This window comes from Methylomonas rivi (assembly GCF_024505165.1).
Taxonomy (GTDB): Bacteria; Pseudomonadota; Gammaproteobacteria; order Methylococcales; family Methylomonadaceae; genus Methylomonas; species Methylomonas rivi.
In genome coordinates this window covers 1-1,887 of sequence record NZ_JANIBK010000287.1, presented here as the reverse complement: position 1 = coordinate 1,887, position 1,887 = coordinate 1, and the positions used below count along the sequence as shown (strand labels likewise).

Sequence of the window (1,887 nt, the reverse complement as noted above, 5' to 3'; positions counted from 1 at the left end):
CGCAAAGCGGCCGAGGCTTTGGAATAACTCGCTTTATGCGGGGGGTGGGGTTTTGCGCCGCCAAATAAAAAACCCCGCGCCCGCTACACCTACCGCCAATAGCAGCATCAGAATCGGATGCTGATAAAAGCTATCGAAAAATGCGCCGGTCGTTTGCGAAGTGGCGCGGTAATAAGGCCCCATGATTTTCCCCTCTCGGTTTGCTGATTGCCGAACCTAGCTTACCCGGCAAACCGGCATTGTCCAGGCCGCGGGCCAAATGCGCGGCTGATGTTCGGTGTTTTATCCGCCTCGAATTACCGTTAATCGGCAGGGGCGCTCGGCAATAAAAAAGGCGCATTGCCGAAGCGCCGCGCCTTTCTATTGCCGGGACAGCTAAAAATTACAGCTTGTCAGCATTTTGGCTTAGGTATTCGGCAACGCCGGCAGGGCTGGCGTTCATGCCGGAATCGCCTTTGTTCCATCCGGCCGGGCAGACCTCGCCATGCTCTTCGTGGAATTGCAGGGCGTCGATCATGCGCAGCATTTCGTCGATATTGCGGCCCAGCGGCAGGTCGTTAACCACTTGGTGGCGAACCATGCCGTTTTTATCGATCAGGAAACTGCCGCGGAACGCAACGCCGCCGGCCGATTCGACATCATAGTCTTTGCAAATGCCGTGGCTGATGTCGGCGGCCAGAGTATAGCGGACAGGGCCGATACCGCCTTGGTTGACCGGGGTGTTGCGCCAGGCGTTGTGGGTAAAGTGCGAGTCGATGGAGACGCCGATCACTTCCACGCCGCGGCTTTTGAACTCGTCGATGCGGTGGTCGAACGCGATCAATTCGCTAGGGCAGACAAAGGTAAAATCCAGTGGGTAGAAGAAAACCACGGCATATTTACCGCGAGTTGCTTCGGAAAAACTGAACGAGTCAACGATTTGGCCGTCGGCCAATACGGCTGGAACTGTAAAATCAGGTGCTTGCTTTCCTACTAAAACGCTCATTGATTTCTCTCCAAATTCATTTATAAAACAAAAGGTTATGAGGGTGAATCCGCCTATCAAATAGGGCTGATCGCTATTCTACACTAAATTAGTCGGGAATCATGTATCAATCCTAGTAAATTTAACTTGCGCAACTGACAAATTCACGTTAATTTGTAATCTAACGCTTACATGACTAACGGACGGTGTCGGACTAACAGGATCATCTTGTGGGCTTTTGTTGATTGAAGGTTAATAGGTATGGCAAAAGTTAAACATATAACAGAACCCGATGCATTTGGTTTCCAAGTTCGCATCGTACGGCGCGGCAAAGAAAGCAGCCGCTATTTTTCGCATAAACTGTGGGGCAGCAAGACCAAGTCATTGAAGGCTGCCATCACTTGGCGGGATCAAATGCTGGTCGTGTTGAAAGGCAGCAAGACCCGGTTTTTAAAGCCGCCTAAAAACAAAACTACTACCGGGGTAACCGGCGTGTCGCGCACGATTAAATTCGATCACCGCAAGGACAAAAGTTATTTGTGCTACACGGTGTTTTGGGTGAAAGACGGCAAATCGCGGAATAAAACCTTCCAAGTCGGCAACGTGCAAACCGTTACCGCCGACGATGAATTGCATGCTTTTCGTACCGCGCGGCTATTCCGCAGCTGTTATGAGCATGCCATCGATCACGATGCGCATTTCGACGACAGCAAATTTGTAAACTGGAAAAAAAGCCGCTTGTACGAAAACGAAAACCTCAACGTGGTTTCCTAGGGAAGCACTGAACAAATCGTAATTTCAGCCATACCCGCCCACCAAAACGTAGTTTTAAAAAAAGTGTTCATTGGTTGGGTAAATGGCCTACATTCACCCAAACTTTATCCCCGTCTACCGCGTTTGGGCACACGGTAGACGGATTTCGG

General features: G+C 50.6%; 3 protein-coding genes. 1 reads left to right on the top strand and 2 read right to left on the bottom strand.

Annotated features, from left to right (window positions below; translation table 11 throughout):
- Positions 1-33 precede the first annotated feature (33 nt).
- Together NP596_RS21170 and NP596_RS21165 are read right to left on the bottom strand one after the other, a co-directional pair.
- Positions 34-183, bottom strand: coding sequence for a hypothetical protein (locus tag NP596_RS21170; protein WP_256617364.1), 150 nt, complete (start codon positions 181-183; stop codon positions 34-36).
- Between the two features lie 199 nt (positions 184-382).
- Positions 383-985, bottom strand: a complete 603-nt coding sequence (locus NP596_RS21165) for a peroxiredoxin (protein ID WP_256617363.1) — start codon at positions 983-985, stop codon at positions 383-385.
- 240 nt (positions 986-1,225) lie between these two features.
- Here NP596_RS21165 and NP596_RS21160 point away from each other — a divergent pair, with 240 nt between their 5' ends.
- Positions 1,226-1,738 carry a hypothetical protein gene (locus tag NP596_RS21160; RefSeq protein WP_256617362.1) on the top strand — a complete coding sequence of 171 codons (513 nt, stop codon included), beginning with the start codon at positions 1,226-1,228 and terminating at the stop codon, positions 1,736-1,738.
- Positions 1,739-1,887: the final 149 nt, after the last annotated feature.

Coding starts and splice junctions, on each gene's coding strand:
- NP596_RS21170 (WP_256617364.1), bottom strand. CDS start 183: ATGGGGCCTTATTACCGCGCCACTTCGCAAACGACCGGCGCATTTTTC.
- NP596_RS21165 (WP_256617363.1), bottom strand. CDS start 985: ATGAGCGTTTTAGTAGGAAAGCAAGCACCTGATTTTACAGTTCCAGCC.
- NP596_RS21160 (WP_256617362.1), top strand. CDS start 1,226: ATGGCAAAAGTTAAACATATAACAGAACCCGATGCATTTGGTTTCCAA.